The organism is Finegoldia magna (genome assembly GCF_018371055.1).
Lineage (GTDB): Bacteria > Bacillota > Clostridia > Tissierellales > Peptoniphilaceae > Finegoldia > Finegoldia magna_I.
The window spans coordinates 1-15656 of sequence record NZ_JAGYZD010000017.1; the positions used below are offsets into that span (position 1 = coordinate 1).

Here is a 15656-nt window from a genome sequence, read left to right on the forward strand (position 1 = left end):
TCAAAAATGTGGGTAGGGTTAAAAGATGATTGTTTAATTTTAGTAAGTTTTAATTCATCATTAAATTCTATTTGTGTTTGCATTAATACCATCCGCGTATTTTCATTGTTTTGCTAATCTTTTTGATTGAATGTACATAAGCAGCTTGTCTTAAAGTTATATTAAGCTTTTCAGATAATTCCCAAATTTCATCAAATGATTTATTAATCAAATAATATTCTTTGTCTCTAACTTCTTCCTCAGACCAATAATATCCAGCTTTGTTTTGTACCCATTCGAAATAAGAAACAGTAACACCACCTGAGTTTGCTAGAATATCAGGAACAATAACTACATTTTTTTCATTTAAAATTTCATCTGCATCCTTTGTTATAGGTCCATTTGCACCTTCTACAATGATTTTAGCTTTAATTGAATTAACATTTTCAGTTGTAATTGCATTTTCCAAAGCAGCAGGAATCAAAACATCAACATCAGCTGCGAAAAAATCCTCATTTGAAATTACTTCGCATCCTTCAATGCTAGCAAAATCTTTTTCTTTCGTTTGAGAGATTTCATAGCATTCTTCAAAATTGAATCCGTCTTCCTTGTGAATTGCAAATACTCCTCTTTGTTTATTGTATTCCATGATATATTTTACTTTCATGCCATGTTCAAGAACGTATTTTAATGTATAAATCCCAACATTACCTAATCCTTGTATGGCAACAGTTGTTTCTTCTAATTTTTTATTTAAATTTAGAACAGCTTTTTTCGCACTTAAAGCTACTGAAAATCCTGTAGCTTCTGTTCTTCCCAATGATCCTCCAAATTCAATCGGTTTACCAGTGAAAGTTCCAATTTGATTAGTACCAGTTAATTTGTTGTACTCATCAGCCATCCAACTCATAATTTTTCCGTTTGTATTAACATCTGGAGCTGGAATATCAAAATCTTCTCCTAAATATTTGTACATTCCATCGACAAATCCTCTGGATAATCTTTCCAATTCACCTTCAGAAAGCTTTGATGGATCTACAATTATTCCACCTTTTCCTCCACCATAAGGTAGATTTGTTACTTGGCATTTAAAAGTCATCCATATCGACAATGCTTTAACTTCATCCAAGTTAACATCTTCTCTAAATCTCAATCCACCTTTTGTAGGACCCATTGCATTATTATGTTGTGATCTGTATCCTTTGAAGACTTTCATTGATCCATCATCCATTTTCACTGGAATATTTATTTCAATTACTCTGTAAGGATCTTTCAATAATTCATAAACGCTATCGTCTAATTTTAAAATATCACAAGCTTTTTTTATTTGATATCTTGCATTTTCTAACGGATTCAATGTTTCTGTCATATAATTAAAACTCCATTTCTTTATTAACAAATTCTATAATTTCTTCAACTGTCATTCTCTTTTGTTCCATAGTGTCTCTATCTCTAATAGTAACGGTATTATCTTCTAAAGTATCAAAATCTATCGTTACACAATATGGAGTTCCTGCTTCGTCTTCTCTTCTATATCTCTTGCCAATTGAACCAGCATCATCAAAATGAGTCATAAAATTCTTTGCTAATTCATTATAAATTTCCATTGCTTTATCATTTAATTTTTTAGTTAAAGGAAGAACTGCAACTTTATATGCCGCTAATGCAGGATGAATCTTTAAAACAGTTCTAGTTGAATTGTCTTCTAATTGTTCTTCTTCATAAGCATCACACAAGAAAGATAAAAACATTCTGTCAACACCTACAGATGGTTCTATGCAATATGGAATGTATTTTTCGTTTGTAGTTGGGTCCATATATTCTAGCTTTTCTCCAGAACCTTCACTGTGTTTTGACAAATCATAATCAGTTCTATCGGCAATTCCCCATAATTCTCCCCATCCAAATGGGAATAGATATTCAAAATCTGTTGTAGCTTTTGAGTAGAATGATAGTTCTTCTTGTTCGTGGTCTCTAAGTCTTAAGTTTTCTTCTTTCATTCCTAAATTTAATAAAAATTCTTTACAGAAATTTCTCCAATATTCGAACCATTCCAAATCAGTGCCAGGTTCACAGAAGAATTCTAATTCCATTTGTTCAAATTCTCTTGTTCTAAAAATAAAGTTACCTGGAGTGATTTCGTTTCTGAAAGATTTACCTATTTGACCAATTCCAAAAGGAATTTTCTTTCTTGAAGTTCTTTGAACATTTTTGAAATTCACAAAAATACCTTGTGCAGTTTCAGGTCTCAAATAAATTTCTGATTTGTTATCTTCAGTAACCCCTTGGAAAGTTTTGAACATCAAGTTGAATTTTCTGATATCTGTAAAATTGTGTTTACCACATTCAGGACATTTTATGTCTTCTTTTTCTATAATATCTAACAATTCTTGTTCTGATTTTCCATCTAATCCAGTTATTTCTTCATTTTTTTCATTCATGAAATAATCTTCAATTAATTTATCAGCTCTAAATCTAGATTTACATTCTTTACAGTCGATTAATGGGTCTGAGAATCCACCAACATGACCAGAAACCACCCAAGTTTGAGGATTCATAAGTATAGCAGCATCCAAGCCAACATTGTAAGGACTTTGTTGGATGAATTTTTTCCACCAAGCTCTTTTGATATTATTCTTGATTTCAACACCTAAAGAACCATAGTCCCAAGTATTTGATAATCCTCCATAAATTTCACTACCAGGAAATATTATTCCCCTTGATTTACATAAGCTCACTATTTTTTCCATAGTTTTTTCTTCGTTTTTCATAAAACCCTCCATTTTTTTGAATAATAAAAAATCCCCGAAGTAAAACTTCAGGGACGAAATGTATTTTCCGCGGTTCCACCCTAATTATGATAAAACATCACTCTTAGAATTATTAGCTCCAGACTGCCGTTATAACTTGTTAATTTTCACCATACATTAACTCTCTGTAATTGTTATATTATTTATCCTTCTTCGCTTTTCAATATTCATATAAATTATATCATAAATTTACAAAAATGTTAATTGACTATCCGATAAATTTTCCATATCTAAGTCAATAAAATTTGTCAACAAAAACTCGTGAATTTCTTTGGAATTTTCTCCGTACAAATATGTTTGTTCAAAAGATTGCGGCAATATAATTGGCATTCTAGTATGAATATCAGATATTGATCCTTTAGCCTCTGTAGTGAGCATACTCACATGTCTTATACTGGTTTCTTGACTTTTATATTCTCTGAAAATACCTGCGATAGAAAATATTTTTTGATTCGTAACAGTTAATCTGTACTTATCTTTGTTTTTCTGATTCCACTCAAAAAATGCAGTAGCAGGAATCAAACATCTTCTGTATTCGAAATCTTCCTTGAAAAACTTTGAAGTATAAATCTTTTCGATTCTAGAATTTATTATAGATTTTTTCATAAAATCAACGTCAATTCCCCACCTCATATAATCAAAATCATCACATAAAGTTAAAATTTGTTGCCCAGGGAATACTTCTGTTTTTGGATTAAATTTTGCGATATGTTTTTTATTGTATCTTTTTAATAAATCAAGTTTACTTATATTCAGTTCAAATCTAGAACACAAATATATCACCTCTTTTATATTTGTAAAAAGCCAGATGATTTACTTTTCATCTGACTTAATAATTTGCTTTTTGTATTTAATTTGTAAAATTATTCCTGCAATTACAATTGCAATACTCACTAATTGACTCACTCTTAATGCTCCAATGTACAAACTATCAGTTCTGAGTCCTTCTACAAAAAATCTCAATATTCCGTATAAAATCATGTATAGACTTGTTATTTGTCCATTAAATTTCTTCTTATTCTTGAATATATACACCAATATTAAAAATATTATAAAATCGCCAAGAGATTCGTACAAGAATGTAGGATGAACTTTTACACCATCTATTGTAATTGCCCAGGGAAGATTAGTTGGAGTACCATAAGCTTCCTTATTTATAAAATTACCCCATCTACCTATTGCTTGTCCCAGTGCAATCGCCGGCATAAAAATATCCAGCATCTTCAAAAATTTAAGATTTTTCTTCTTACAAATAACATAACAAGTAATAACTGCGGCAATTATTCCTCCATAAATCGCCAATCCGCCACCGCGAATATCGATGATTTCTCCTAAATTTTTGGAATAATAATCCCATTCAAATATTACATAATAAGCCCTTGCTCCTACAATTGCAAGAGGAAGTGCCCAAACTAAAATGTCCAATATGGTATTTTCTGAAATATTTTCTAATTTGGCTAACTTTACAGCTACTACATAGCCTAAAATCACCCCTAAAGTAATCAATATTCCATACCACATTATATCTATTCCAAAAATAGAAAAAGCTACCCTGTCCATTTTTATTCATTATCCCAGTTATGACTTACTTGTTGAACGTCATCACTATCTTCTAGATTATCGATTAATTTTTCCATTTTATCAACATTGGATTCGTCGTTGATTTTAACGTAATTTGATGGTTCATAAACCAAATCAGATTTTACAAATTTGTATCCTTTATCCAATAAAGTGTCTCTCACTTGTGCAAAATCTTCCATAGCTGTGTTGATTACAAAAATTCCATCATCAGCTTCAAAATCTTCTGCACCAGCATCTAAACTGTCCATCATAACTTCTTCTTCATCCAACGATTCTGCTTCAATTAATAACAGCCCTTTTCTTTGGAACATAAATGATACAGAACCATTTTGTCCAAGATTTCCACCGAATTTATCAAAATAATGTCTAACATCTGAAGCAGTTCTATTTCTGTTATCTGTTAAGCATTCAACTATAACAGCTACCCCTTCTGGACCGTATCCTTCATAAACGATGTTTTCGTAGTTTGCAGAATCTCCGTCGCCACTAGCTTTTTTGATAGCTCTGTCGATATTATCATTAGGCATGTTTTCTGCACGAGCTTTTTCTATAACAGATTTTAAGCTAGGATTGTATTCAGGATCAGCTCCACCTTCTCTAACAGCAACAGTTATCGCTCTTGCCATTTTTGTGAATACTTTACCTCTTCTAGCATCTTCACTACCTTTTTTGTTTTTTATTTTGCTCCATTTATTATGTCCTGACATAAAATCACATCCTTAATATTTATTTCTATCGAACTCAAATGATTTCGCAAATTTTCTTTTGTGTTCGCTTTGTCTTATTTTTTTATCAATCAAATCTTTGGATTTAGTTTCAGAATTATTCATCAAATAATTATCTAGCTCTTCGTAAGTGAATCCAAACTCATCTTCATCTGTTTGACCTTCCCACAAACCAGCACTAGGTTTTTTATTTATAATTATATCTGGAACTCCCAAAACTTTTGCCATTTCGAAAATATCTGTTTTGTACAAATTCAAAAGTGGCATTAAATCAGCTCCACTGTCGCCGTACTTTGTAAAATATCCAGTCATAAATTCAGAACGATTTGATCCAGATAGCACCATATAACCATTGTTTTGAGCATAATAGTACAAAGTCAACATTCTAAGCCTTGGCTTAATGTTTGATACAGCCATTTCTACAGAAGTTTTCTCAAAAGTTTGTATCAATGCATCGAACCCATCGTTCAAATCTACTTTCTTACAATTCAAATCAATCGCTTCTGCTAATATTCTAGCATCTTCTTCGTCTTTGGGATTGCTTTTTATTGGCATAATCAAACCTAAGGCGTTATCCCCAAAAGCTTTTTTGCACAGACAAGCTAACACAGCACTGTCGATTCCACCGCTAATTCCAAAAACAGCTCCTTTTAGATTAGCTGATTCGACTTCTTCTTTTATCCATTTTATTATATCTTCACATAATTTTGCGTAATCCATTTTAATCCACCTTCAAATTTTATCACAATTTACATCATTTTAAAATATTAACTTACCATTTAAAGATGATTGGTAAGTAAATTCAATCATTGTAAACTTTATGTTATCGCTTGTTAAATCAATTAACTTATTTTCTATTTCCTCATATTTATCTTCATCTAGTAATATATCGAACACAACTTTGTCTGAGTATTGTTTATCAGCTACGTAAATATCATTATTCATCAGAAAGTTTTCAATACTACCAACATTGGTGTAGTCAAATTCTATCTGAAAATTTCTAAATATTTTCTTATCTACGATAACCGACTCATTCAAACACTCACTAGAAGCTTTTGTGTATGCTCTTATGAGTCCACCTGCTCCAAGTTTGATTCCGCCATAGTATCTTGTAACAACTACACAAACATTAGTCAAATCTTCTTTTTTAATTACTTCAAGAATTGGAATACCTGCTGTTTGTGAAGGCTCACCGTCGTCATCAAATCTCTGAATTAATTTGTCCTCTCCAATGATATAAGCAGAACAATTGTGAGTTGCATTACTGTATTTTATTTTTATACTATCCACAAATTCCAATGCCTCTTCTTCTGATTCAACGAACTTACAATTTCCGATAAATTCTGATTTGTTAATCACAAACGAAAAAGGTATGCTTTTGTGAATACTTCTATAATTTTTCATATATAAATTCCTCATATTTTTCTATTTCCGACTCAGAAATTTCAACCATAAGCCTAACATCTTCATTGTTATATGACACATCTTCACATTTAAAATTTTGTAAAACCGTGTTCAAAACATCCTGATGATCGTAGTCAAATCTCATTTTAACACATTTGTAATTGCCATATAATTCTTCTTGAATTTTGTACAATAACATTTCGATGTCTTCATCGTTAAAAGCTGATATCTTAATTTTATTTTCCAAATTATACGGGAAAATCACGTTAGGATTTTTGTCAGATTTATTAAATACCGTAATCATTGGTTTGTCCAATACTTTTAGTTCCTTTAATATGTCCATTGTTGTAGTTATTTGATTGTCCAAATCGGAACTTGAAGAATCCAAAACAAATAATATCAAATCTGAATGTTTTAAATCTAACAACGTCGATTTAAAAGCTTCGATTAAATCTGTTGGAATATCTTTAATAAATCCAACAGTATCTATTACGAGGAATTGTTTTTTATTAGGCAATGTACATTTTCTTAAAGTAGTATCCAATGTTTTAAATAGCAAATCCTCTGTTTCAAACTCTTCCGTGTACTTATCTTTGTAGAAATTCACCAACTTGTTGGACAAAGTAGATTTGCCTGCATTTGTGTATCCAACCATACTCACCATTTTTATATCTGATTTTAGTCTTTGTTTTCTCATATTTTCTTGACTTTTATCGATACTTTTTAATTCGCGCTTGATATTGTCAATTTTCTTTTGGATAGTTCTTCTGTCTACTTCAAGCTTTGTTTCCCCAGGTCCTCTAGTTCCAATTCCACCACCAGTTCTGGATAAGTGGTCTCTAAATCCAATCAATCTTGGAAGTCTGTATTTGTATTCTGCAAGTTCAACTTGAAGCACACTTTGTTTTGTTTTCGCTCTGCTTGCAAATATATCTAAAATTAAATTTGTTTTGTCGACTATTTTAAGCCCAGTTATATCTTCCAAGTTTTTAATATTTGAACCAGATAATTCTACATTAAATATCAAAGTTGTTACGTCCAATTTTTCTGCAGCGTCTTTTATCTCCAGACATTTTCCTTTGCCTATGTAATATTTTGAATCAATAAAGTTTTTTCGAACTTCTGAAATTGCGCAGACTTCACCACCAGAAGATTCAATCAAACTTTCCATTTCTTTTATATCTTCATCGTTTATTTTTTTGTTTTTAAATTCAAAATAAACTAAAATTGTTTTTTCTTTCATTGTTGCTCCTTTATTTATATTATATAATAATCTCTCGTTAAGTAAAATGTTCATCGTATTTCTAGGAATATATGTTGAATCTACACTTTGTGGTATAATAGTGTATATATATTTTATGGAGGAATTTATGAATAAAGATAAAAATATAATATTGAAATCCATAAAAATTTTAATATTATGTTTGATTTGTATATTTGCATTTGTAGGTGGATTAATCGGAGTAGCCGGAGTACGCGCTATGCAATTAGCTCCAAAGGTTAATCCCGAAGAAATAAATAATATGATGAATCAGACATCAGAAATTTTGGATCAGGATGGAAATTTAATCGAAAAAATCAAAACCACTGAATATAGAGAGGTTGTTAAATTAGATAAAATACCAAAATATATGATGGACGCTTTCACATCTGTAGAAGACGAAAGATTTTACAAACACAACGGTGTGGATCCTATCGGTATTACATCTGCTATTTTTGATAATTTAAGATCAGGTTCTATGAAACGTGGAGCGAGTACTTTGGCACAACAATTAGCTCGTAATTTGTACTTAAGTAATGAAAAATCATTTGACAGAAAATTCAAAGAAGCTTACTTGGCAATGGAATTAACAAACTATCTAGGCAGAGAAAAACTTTTGGAAACGTATATGAATACAGTTTTCTTGGGCCAAAATGCCTATGGTGTTCAAGCAGCTTCTGAAATTTATTTCAAGAAAAACATAAATGAACTAACTTTATCAGAATGTGCTACTCTTGCAGGAATCGTAAAAAGTCCTACTAATTTAGCACTATACAAGGCAATTGAACCAGGTCAAGTAAAAGATCAATCAAAAATTGTCGGCGAAGTTACATTAAGCGGTGAAACATACAAAGCTGTTTACAACCAACAAACTATCGATAGAAGAGATTACGTTCTTAAAAAAATGTTAGAAAACAAGAAAATAACTCAGGAAGAATACGAAAAAGCTCTTCAAGAGAATATCGCAGCTAATATTAAGCCAGGTATAAAAAACGTGGATTACTTATCCAATTACTATTCAGATATTATCTACGAACAAGTTATTGCAAAACTTATAGAAAAAGGATACTCGCAACAAGAAGCTAAAAGCAAACTTATAAATGGTGGTTTAAAGATATATTCATGTGTTGATATGAATATGCAAAGTAATTTGGAAAAATTGTATGACAAGAAAGTCGACGATATTATATCCGATGGTTCATCAGCAAACTTGTTAAAATGGTCAAGTGATGATGGTAGAAATATTACGAATGCATTAGATGAAGTGATTTATTTTAGAAAGAATAATATAATTAACGACAATGATGAATTCTTTATTTCACCAGAACAATATACTAAAAACCCAGATGGTTCTGTTACTTTTAATTATTCAAAATCTATTAAAGTAAAACAATACGGAAACTATTTAGATTTGAAAGATTATTACTCAGTAAACGATAGTAATAATTTAGTAACTCATAAAATATCTTCAATCAATATTGGTAGTAAGAATTTGAATACAGATGGTGAAGGTAACATTACAATCTCAAGCCAATATATAAAAGAAAATCCAAATTTAATCAAATACGACAACAACGACAATTTGATTTTTGCTAAAGATTTCTACACTATAAATGAAGATGGAATTAAACAGCCACAATCATCAAGTGTTGTTGTTGATAAAACAACTGGACAAATCAAAGCATTGGTTGGTGGAAGATATTCAGATAATAAAGATACTACTAACAGAGCATCCGATATCCCTAGACAAGTTGGTTCTAGTATGAAACCTTTAGGTGTATATACTCCAGCATTGGACAATGGATATTCCCCTGCATCAGGCTTGGATGATTTACCTCACTACAATGAAAAGCACGAATTATGGCCACAAAACTGGTACGAAGGCTATGAAGGTTTAGTTTCACTTAGACATGCAGTGGAAAACTCAATCAACGTAACTGCCGTAAAAGTTTTGGAAGATATTGGTATTGAAAAATCAAAAACATATTTAGAAAAATTCGGATTGATTAATGCAAAAAATCCTAAAGCCGATAACTATATAAGTGCAGCTGAAAACACTTCAGAAAATGATGAAAACACATCGGCAATGGCACTAGGTTCATTAAGTAAAGGATTTACACCTGTAGAGATGGCAGGTGCATACAACGCTATCAATAATAGCGGACAGTACAGAGAACCTATTTCATTTACAAAAGTTACTGACGGTTTAGGAAAAGTTATAATTGAAAATCCTCAAAAACAAAATGAAGTCGTGAGTCCTCAAATTGCATACATTATGAGAGATATACTCAGAACTTCTACAGATTACAACTATTCAAAATACGCAAGGTTAGATGGCTTTGATATTGGAGGAAAAACTGGTACTACAAACGACTACCAAGACGTATGGTTTGTCGGAATGAGCCCATACTACACTATAAGTACTTGGTTAGGCTTTGACAATCAACAATTGAAAATGACTCAAATTAGTCAGAAAAAAGTTGTACAAATCTGGAGTGCAGTCAACAGATATACTTTAGAAGATAAAATTCCAATTAAATTTGAGGAACCAGACGGTATCGTAAGAGTTAAGGTTGATACTTTGGCAAATAAATTGCCAAGCAAATACAGTTGGAGAGATCCTCGTGGAATTGTAAAAGAAGAAATCTACAAAGCGGGTACAGAACCTACAGAAGTTTCTGATTTGTATGAATCTAGAAGAATTGACGTTGTAGATGGAAAATTAGCTACAGATAATACTCCACCTTGGGAATTAGGATGGGGAGTTTTCATAAAAAGAGATCCTCCATACAAACCATCAGAACATAACAACATTATTCCTAAAGACTGGAAGTACAGTATGCCTGGTTATTCTGATAGAACAATATTTAATATTTTTTTAAAACCTGACAATAAAAAAGATGAAGATAAATATGACGAGGATAAGGACGACAAGGACGAAAAAGATAACGACAAGAAAGACGGCGACAAAGAAAACAATAGAAATAATAGAAATGGCAACAATAGGAAGCGAAACAATAACGATTCATCGGACAATAATGATAACTAACACTCGATTATAAAACTTTATAATCTTTATTCAAAAAACCACCTGATTAGAACATATTTCCAATCAGGTGGTTTATCTTTTAAAACAAATCGATTTGATTAAAAAGTAAGGTAATACTTTTACTTCATTATATTTGGTAACAATTTATTATCGAAGCTTATTATAATTATCTATTACAGATAATATATCGCATGGTGATTTTACAACTACGTCAGCAGAATTCAACAACATTTTTTCTGTTCCGACACCAGATAAAACACCTATTGAAAGTCCAGCGTGTTTTCCTAATTGCATATCTATTTCAGAGTCACCAACAACTGCAACTTCATTTATATCTAGAGAAAATTTTTTACAAAAAGCTTGTAACGCTTGTGGATTCGGCTTATTCAAATATCTATCTCCACTCCCTAAGAATTCAATATATTTTTCTAATTTAAGAATTTGAAAGCAAAACCTAGCTTGACGGTAATTATCTGCAGTAATTACACCGATTTTTATGCCATCATTTTTTAATTTATTGAATAATCCATCTAAATCACAGGTCTCCTTAATCATGTTAGAATGACTTTTTAAATATTCAGAAAAAAATTCTTCCATATTTTCATAAATTTCATCCTCAGAATTTAAAATATACATACTAATTACTTCAAATAATTCATCCATCGTCCCTGATGCTAGAATACTATTTTCTCTAATTGTCGAATCACTTTTTATTCCGATTTTTTCTCTTATATCTTTTTTTACTTCTTCAGATAATGAATATTCATTGAATAGTTCTTCAACTGCACATCGCCACATATCTGAAAACTCCATCAACGTACCATCTTTATCAAATATTATCCCTCTAATTTTCATCTTTTTTTACCATTAAGTCTTTCCAGTATTTCATAGTTTGAGTTTTTTCATCTCGATTAAAGAATATCGGATTAGTAAACCCATACAAATTATCATCATCGTCAGTTATATCGAGTCTAATCCAATGATATTTTAAATCTATTTCTTGATCCAATTTTGATACTAATCCTTTTTCTTTCAAAATTGTCTTTCCATCAACAATCCAATTATGATATAGATCGAGATCATGAAATGTTCCGTTAGTTAGTTTGCTTTCTAAAAATACTTTTCCCTCAAAAGAGTTATTTTCTCTATTCAAGCCGTGTGTATTAAGGTCAATAAAATCTTTTCTCGATACTACGACATCTCCTTGTACAAGAGCTTGTTTTAAATCATTCCAAGAATTACTTTTTGAATATAAATATGTTTTTGGATCTCCTAATATAGAAGGATATTTAGAATTTGCATATTTTTCATTTGGTCTTAAATGTGAGTCACTACCTCCTATTCCCACAACCTTGTATCCATCATTCAGTAGACAATTCCATTTGTCTATTGCATCTTTAGTTGCATTTATGGATGTTTTGTATGTTGGATCATTAATTATTTCCATGATTTTAACATATTCAAGTGGAAAATCGTCTAGCAAAAAATTCCAAGGAGGCATGAATGGATGATTTATTGATACTATAGAGTATTTTTCAGCCTCCTTAATTATTTCTATAAGTGAAGTTTTGTCCTCAATCTCATATATAGAATGTTCTTCAAATGGATTTTTTTCTGAAAACAATAAGTTAATATGTCCATAACTTGAAGTAATCTCAACCCCTGGATATATGAATACATCATCATATTTGGGCCATTTATAATGAAAAATATTATGGTCTGTTGGAATAAAAAAGTCAAGATTCTGTTTTTTTGCTATATCATTATTCTCTTCTCTTGTCATTTTACCGTCTGAAAATATAGTATGTGTATGAAAATCACCTGCATACCATTTCATTTCATCAGATATGGTATGTTCAGATATGTTTGGTCGTTCAATTAAACTTATTTCTTCTAATTTATTATTAAATTCATCCTCTTCTTTTACTATTATATTTACAATATTAGACTCAACTTCTCCATAAATTGCGTATTCTATGGTCCATTCACCTTGAAAAGTTTCAATTGATTTTAGTGTTTTGCAACAAGGAGAAGTATAATCGCTTATTGTAGATATGCATCTTGTGCCATCTTTTGAATTAGTAACAATCTGTCCATACAAATTCTTGTCCGGACCAAATAAATACATAAATAATAAATTTTTATTGTTTCTCCAACTTATCGATATAGTGATTACATTACATTTGATATCGAAAACAATTTTATCATATTTTTTTTTGAGATTTGTTTCTAAGAAAATATTCTTATCACTATTAGACAGTAATCGATCTTTCATTAATTATCTCCAAAAATTATCATATTTCATTCAAATTTCTATTCGAACAATCTATTTATTATTAATCTTATCTAATGCTTCTTGAGCTACTTTTTGTGCTTCATCCAATGCTTGTTTTGTTGAAATATTTTGTAACTCAATTTTATCTGCTGCAATACTCAAAGCATCAGTAATCTTTCCTTTTGTTGGGTCAACAAATACTGGTGTAGCTTTAAGCGCTTGTTGATATGGTACAATTGCATAAGGATTTTCTTTTGTAAAAGCTTTGTAATCCTCATCCTCCATAGCGCTTTTTCTAACTGGAATGTATCCTGTTTTCATTGACCATTTCGCTGAAATTTTTGGACTAGTAAAGTATGATATCCATTCAAATGCAGCTTGTTGTTGTTCTTTAGAAGCTGCTTGTGGTACAACTAAATAATGTCCTCCAGCTTGTGGTTTTCCTGGCTTCCCATTCAATCCTGGTTGAGGACATGATCCGATAATTTTAAAATCCAAATCACCTTTGTCCCCTGAAGATCCTGTATAACTCATAGCTTGCCCGTTCATCACATTATCAATTGTTCTGTACCAGTATTCCCATCCTTGTCCTCCGGATTCAATCTTTGCAGTTTTGTTTTCAAAAATTTGTTTTCTAATAAAATCCCAAGATTCAATCCATTCAGGTGAATTTATTGTAACTTTTTTTCCATCTTCACTAAGGATTGATCCTCCATTGCTCAAAGCTATATCGATAAGATTATCAGCACCCCACATTGGAAGATGTCCCCATTTTGTAACACCTTTTTTTTGTATTTCTTTAGATGCTTCATATACTTTTTCCCAAGAAGAATAAGCCTCTTCTGGCTTAATGCCCGCTTTATTCAATAAATCTTTTCTATAATACATTACTTGTGTTGTTCCATATGCAGGTATCGCATAAATTTTACCATTAATCTTTGCAGGTTTCATTAGTACATCAAGATAATCAGATTCTGGTGTCTTATCATTCATAAATGTGGATAAATCTACAGCTATTTGTGATTCAGCCATTTCAGAAATCTTACTTCCTATAAAAACTGCTGGTGGTTGTTTAGCAGCTATTGCAGCTTGAACTTTTTGATACGTTTCGTTGTAATCGGCTTGTTGTACGCCTACAACCTTTACTTTATCTTGTGATGCATTAAAATCTGCAATAATTGATTCCATTGTCTGACCTGCAACAGACCCTAATCCATACCAAAATTGAATTTCAACCTTTTCCTTTTTGCTGCTATCTTCTGATGCAACATTAGAACCACTGCTATTTTCATTTTGTGCTTTTTTAGCAGATTCTGAACAACTTGTAAGCATTAATATACAACAAAGTATCATTAATGAAATTTTTCTTAATTTTCTCATTTTTCCCTCCTAATTTTTTATCCTTTTATTCCGCTATCGCTTATTCCTTCAATAAACCACTTCTTTAAAATTAAAAATAAAATTAATAGTGGTAATACTGATATAGTGTTTGCAGCCATCAACATCGGTAAATTCTGTGTGAAATTCCCTTTTGAATTAAAGAAAATATTTAATCCCACACTTATGAGATAATTTTTTTTACTGTTTGTTATTAGAGATGGCCACATATAGTTATTATACATAATAACAAACTGTATCAATGCTGTTGTTAATATTGTAGATTTAGAAAGTGGAACCATAACTTTCCATAGTATTTGCCAATTATTTGCTCCATCCATCTCAGCTGCTTCTATCATTTCTTTAGGTACAGAAGAAAAAGTTTGGTAAACCATATATATCGTAAACACACTTGCCACATTAGAAATAATAATTCCTGGTATTGTATCAATTAAATTCATCTTTGCAAGGATAACATAACTCGGAACATATGTCGCTGCTGCTGGAAGCATATATGTCAAGAGAATAGATCCAAACAAAATCTTTTTACCTTTGAAATCAAACTTCGATAAACCATATCCCATCAAAATCCCAAGCAATAGTTGTAAAACAACTATTGCAAATGCTGTTATAATACTATTAATTATATAAAGATCGAATGGTGCTTTTTCTAATGCACCTATGAAATTTCTAAAATCTAATACTTCAGGAAACAGGTTTAATGGTTGTTGAATAATTTTATTTGCTGTTTTAAAAGAATTTGTAGCCATCCATAATAGCGGAAAAAAAGCTAATATACTTACAAACGCTAATAATAATAAATTGATTATTTTTTTTATTTTATTCATTTTAGCTCCTATTTTACTAGTTTCTTTTGCATATAGAACATGATACTAGCTAGTATTCCTGTGATAATTACCATTATTATTGCAATAGTTGTAGCTTTGCCCATATTAAATTGTTCAAATGCCATCTGATAAAATAAGTATAATAATGTTCTAGTTGATCCAGCTGGACCTCCTCTAGTTAGTACAGAAATCTGATCATAAGCCTGAATTGAATTTATCAGACTTATGATTCCTAGAAACAATGTCGTTTTTATTGTTAGTGGAAAATAAATATAATTAATTTTTTGGAATGAGTTTTCTCCTTCCAAATTACAAACTTAAAATAAATATTTTGGTATTTTAATTAT

14 protein-coding genes are annotated in these 15656 nt (G+C 30.8%); 1 reads left to right on the forward strand and 13 read right to left on the reverse strand.

The window, feature by feature from the left end:
- Window positions 1-82: 82 nt before the first annotated feature.
- From KHW44_RS01580 to hflX, 8 genes are all read right to left on the reverse strand, one after another.
- A complete protein-coding gene (locus KHW44_RS01580) occupies window positions 83-1348 on the reverse strand; it encodes a Glu/Leu/Phe/Val dehydrogenase (RefSeq protein ID WP_304065098.1) in 1266 nt (421 codons plus the stop codon).
- Between the two features lie 4 nt (window positions 1349-1352).
- The gene (locus KHW44_RS01585; protein ID WP_304065101.1) at window positions 1353-2750 is read right to left on the reverse strand and encodes a glycine--tRNA ligase; all 1398 of its coding nucleotides are present in this window, start codon (window positions 2748-2750) and stop codon (window positions 1353-1355) included.
- Between the two features lie 228 nt (window positions 2751-2978).
- Window positions 2979-3572, reverse strand: a complete 594-nt coding sequence (locus KHW44_RS01590) for an SOS response-associated peptidase (protein WP_304065104.1) — start codon at window positions 3570-3572, stop codon at window positions 2979-2981.
- Window positions 3573-3602: 30 nt separating this feature from the next.
- A complete protein-coding gene (gene lgt / locus KHW44_RS01595) occupies window positions 3603-4349 on the reverse strand; it encodes a prolipoprotein diacylglyceryl transferase (protein ID WP_304065107.1) in 747 nt (248 codons plus the stop codon).
- 2 nt (window positions 4350-4351) lie between these two features.
- Window positions 4352-5077 carry a YebC/PmpR family DNA-binding transcriptional regulator gene (locus KHW44_RS01600; protein ID WP_154272581.1) on the reverse strand — a complete coding sequence of 242 codons (726 nt, stop codon included), beginning with the start codon at window positions 5075-5077 and terminating at the stop codon, window positions 4352-4354.
- Window positions 5078-5089: 12 nt separating this feature from the next.
- Window positions 5090-5815, reverse strand: a complete 726-nt coding sequence (gene nadE / locus KHW44_RS01605; protein ID WP_304065112.1) for an NAD(+) synthase — start codon at window positions 5813-5815, stop codon at window positions 5090-5092.
- Between the two features lie 39 nt (window positions 5816-5854).
- Window positions 5855-6499 carry a YigZ family protein gene (locus tag KHW44_RS01610; RefSeq protein ID WP_304065114.1) on the reverse strand — a complete coding sequence of 215 codons (645 nt, stop codon included), beginning with the start codon at window positions 6497-6499 and terminating at the stop codon, window positions 5855-5857.
- Window positions 6486-7742, reverse strand: coding sequence for a GTPase HflX (gene hflX, locus KHW44_RS01615; protein ID WP_304065117.1), 1257 nt, complete (start codon window positions 7740-7742; stop codon window positions 6486-6488). The genes KHW44_RS01610 and hflX overlap by 14 nt, the downstream gene beginning before the upstream one ends.
- A 127-nt stretch (window positions 7743-7869) precedes the next feature.
- Here hflX and KHW44_RS01620 point away from each other — a divergent pair, with 127 nt between their 5' ends.
- Entirely contained in the window at window positions 7870-10809 is a 2940-nt protein-coding gene (locus tag KHW44_RS01620) for a penicillin-binding protein 1A (protein ID WP_304065120.1), read from the forward strand.
- 147 nt (window positions 10810-10956) lie between these two features.
- On the opposite strand, the gene KHW44_RS01625 is transcribed toward KHW44_RS01620, so the two are convergent.
- The 5 genes from KHW44_RS01625 to KHW44_RS01645 are packed head-to-tail and all read right to left on the reverse strand — an operon-like array spanning window position 10957 to window position 15617.
- Window positions 10957-11664, reverse strand: coding sequence for an HAD family hydrolase (locus KHW44_RS01625; protein ID WP_304065124.1), 708 nt, complete (start codon window positions 11662-11664; stop codon window positions 10957-10959).
- Window positions 11654-13084 (reverse strand): CehA/McbA family metallohydrolase, encoded by a 1431-nt coding sequence (locus KHW44_RS01630; RefSeq protein WP_304065127.1) that lies wholly within the window; start codon window positions 13082-13084, stop codon window positions 11654-11656. The genes KHW44_RS01625 and KHW44_RS01630 overlap by 11 nt, the downstream gene beginning before the upstream one ends.
- Window positions 13085-13135: 51 nt before the next feature.
- The gene (locus KHW44_RS01635) at window positions 13136-14464 is read right to left on the reverse strand and encodes an ABC transporter substrate-binding protein (RefSeq protein WP_304065130.1); all 1329 of its coding nucleotides are present in this window, start codon (window positions 14462-14464) and stop codon (window positions 13136-13138) included.
- 17 nt (window positions 14465-14481) lie between these two features.
- Complete coding sequence (locus KHW44_RS01640) at window positions 14482-15309, reverse strand: carbohydrate ABC transporter permease (RefSeq protein WP_304065133.1); 828 nt, start codon at window positions 15307-15309, stop codon at window positions 14482-14484.
- 8 nt (window positions 15310-15317) lie between these two features.
- Entirely contained in the window at window positions 15318-15617 is a 300-nt protein-coding gene (locus KHW44_RS01645; RefSeq protein WP_304065136.1) for a carbohydrate ABC transporter permease, read from the reverse strand.
- Window positions 15618-15656 lie beyond the last annotated feature (39 nt).